Genomic DNA, 2,565 nt, shown 5'->3' with positions numbered 1-2,565 from the left:
CGGCCGCGTCGAAGCTGAAGGAGGCGAACTGAAGCGCCACCACCCCTTCGTCCACGCCGAGGGCGGGTCGCATGGCCAGCGCGAGGTTCGCCACCCCACCGTGAGCGACCGCCACACCCTTCGGACGGCCCGTCGAACCCGACGTGTAGATCACATACGCCAGTTGGTCCGGGCTCACGCTCACGCCGAGCGGCTCGGAAGAGCCCGCTCCGGCCTCATCCAGGCGCACAACGGGCACGTCGATCCCGGGAATCTCCGCCCCCAGGACGAGCACCGCGCCGCTGTCGGCGACCATGTACGCGAGCCGGTCGGACGGGTACTCCGGATCCAGCGGTACATACGCCCCGCCGGCCTTCCACACCGCGAGCAGCGCCACCACCATCTCCACACCGCGCGGCAGGCACAGACCCACCACCCGCTCCCGACCCGCACCCGCGTCGGTCAGGACGTGCGCCAGCCGATTGGCACGCGCGTCCAGTTCCTCGTACGAGAGAACGTCCGCACCCGACCGAACCGCCGGTACCCCGGGCGCGCTCGCGACACGCTCCGCGAACAGGTCCAGGAACGTGTCCGCCTCGACCGGCAGAGCCGTGTCGTTCCACTCCGACACCACCCGCGACCGCTCGACCTCGTCCAACACCGCGATCTCACTCAGCCGCACATCCGGATCAGCCGCCACCCGCTCCAGCACCCGACCCAAACGCCGCGCCAGACCCTCAACCGTCGCCGCATCGAACAGATCCGTCGCGTAAAGGATCCCGCCACCGATACCCGCAGGACCACCCTCCGCATCCCGCTCCTCAACGAGCGTCACGGACAGATCGAACCGGGCTGCCAGTTCGGACCCCGAAGGGACTGGGCCGACTTCGAGTCCGGGGAGTTCCCACTGTGCGACCGGGACGTTCTGGAGCGCCAGCATCACCTGGAACAGCGGGTTCCGGGAGAGCGAACGAACCGGACTCAGGACATCCACCAGCCGCTCGAAGGGCACGTCCTGGTGCCCATAGGCCGCGAGGTCGGTTTCCCTCACCCGGCGGAGCAGTTCGGTGAAGGTGGGGTCGCCGCTGAGGTCCGTGCGGAGGACGAGGGTGTTGACGAAGAAGCCGGCCAGGTCGTCCAGGGCCGCGTCGCCCCGGCCTGCGATCGGGGTGCCGAGGGGGATGTCCTCGCCCGCGCCCATCCGGGAGAGGAGTACGGCGATCGCCGCGTGCACGACCATGAACATGGTGGCCCGGCCGCGCCCGGCGACCTCCACCAGACCGGCATGGGCGTCGGCACCGACACGGACCGGGATGGAGCGCCCCTCGAAGGAGGGCACCGGGGGGCGCGGTCGGTCGGTCGGCAGTGTCAGCTCTTCCGGCGCGCCTTCCAGTGCTTCACGCCAGAAGCGCAGCTGTGCGCTGATCAGGCTGTCCTCGTCGTCCAGATCGCCGAGGACTTCGCGCTGCCAGAGCGCGTAGTCCGCGTACTGCACCGGCAGCGGCTCCCACCCCGGGACCCGGCCACCGCACCGCGCGGCGTAAGCGACCCCGAGATCACGGGCCAGCGCACCCATCGACCAGCCGTCCACCGCAATGTGATGCGCCACAATCAGCAGGACATACTCCGAAGGACCGACCACCAACAACCGCACACGCCACGGAAGATCGATGCTGAGGTCGAAGCCGTGGCCGGCATGGGCGGTGAGGGCGCTCTCAAGCTCGCTTTCCGTGGTTTCCACGACGATGAGCGGGGGTCGTCCGTCGGTGCCTTCTAGGATGTGCTGGCGGGGTGCGCCGTCGGTCTCGGGGAAGACGGTCCGCAGGCTCTCGTGCCGGTCGGCAACGTCACCGAGAGCCGCCTCCAGCGCCGCGACATCCAGCTCACCCGAGAGCCGGAGAGTCAACGGCAGGTTATAGGCGGCGTCGGCACCCGAGTCGGTCTCCTCCAGGCGGTTGAGGAACCACATCCGCTGCTGGGCGTAGGAGAGCGGCAGCACGTCCGGGCGCTCGCGTGCGGTCAGGGCTGTGCGTACGTCGCCGCGGTCGCCTTCGATGAGTCGGGCGATGGCGGCCACGGTGGCTGCGGTGAACAGGTCTCGGATGCTGACTTCGGTGTCGAGGACGGAACGGACCCGGGCGATCAACCGCATCGCGAGGAGCGAGTCACCACCCAGCTCGAAGAACGACACCTCCGCGCCGACCCGGTCCAGACCCAGCACCTCGCCGAACAGCCCGCACAGGACCTCCTCCACCGGGGTCGCCGGACCACGACCACCCGCCGTCCCACCCGCGAACTCCGGCACCGGCAGCACACCCCGGTCCAGCTTCCCGTTCACCGTCAACGGCAGCGAACCGAGTACCACCACCGCCGCCGGAACCATGAACTCCGGCAACCGCTCCCCCACGAACTCCCGCAACACCACCGCATCAACAGCGGAAACACCAGCGGAACCGGCCGGGACCACATACGCCACCAGCCGCTTGTCACCCGGCCGGTCCTCACGCACCACCACCGCGACCTGACCCACCGACTCATGCCCGGCCAGGACCGCTTCGATCTCACCCGGCTCCACCCGGAACCCAC

Annotated in this window: 1 protein-coding gene; it reads right to left on the bottom strand. The window is 69.6% G+C overall.

Features of this window, described 5'->3' with window-relative positions; translation table 11 throughout:
* Positions 1-2,565, bottom strand: a 2,565-nt coding sequence (locus ABD371_RS35595) for a condensation domain-containing protein (protein ID WP_344486879.1), incomplete at both ends; no start/stop codon positions are given.

The sequence above is a fragment of the Streptomyces amakusaensis genome (assembly GCF_039532665.1).
Lineage (GTDB): Bacteria > Actinomycetota > Actinomycetes > Streptomycetales > Streptomycetaceae > Streptomyces > Streptomyces amakusaensis.
Note: the sequence above shows the minus strand (reverse complement) of the source record. Positions and strands in the feature narration are given on the sequence as shown.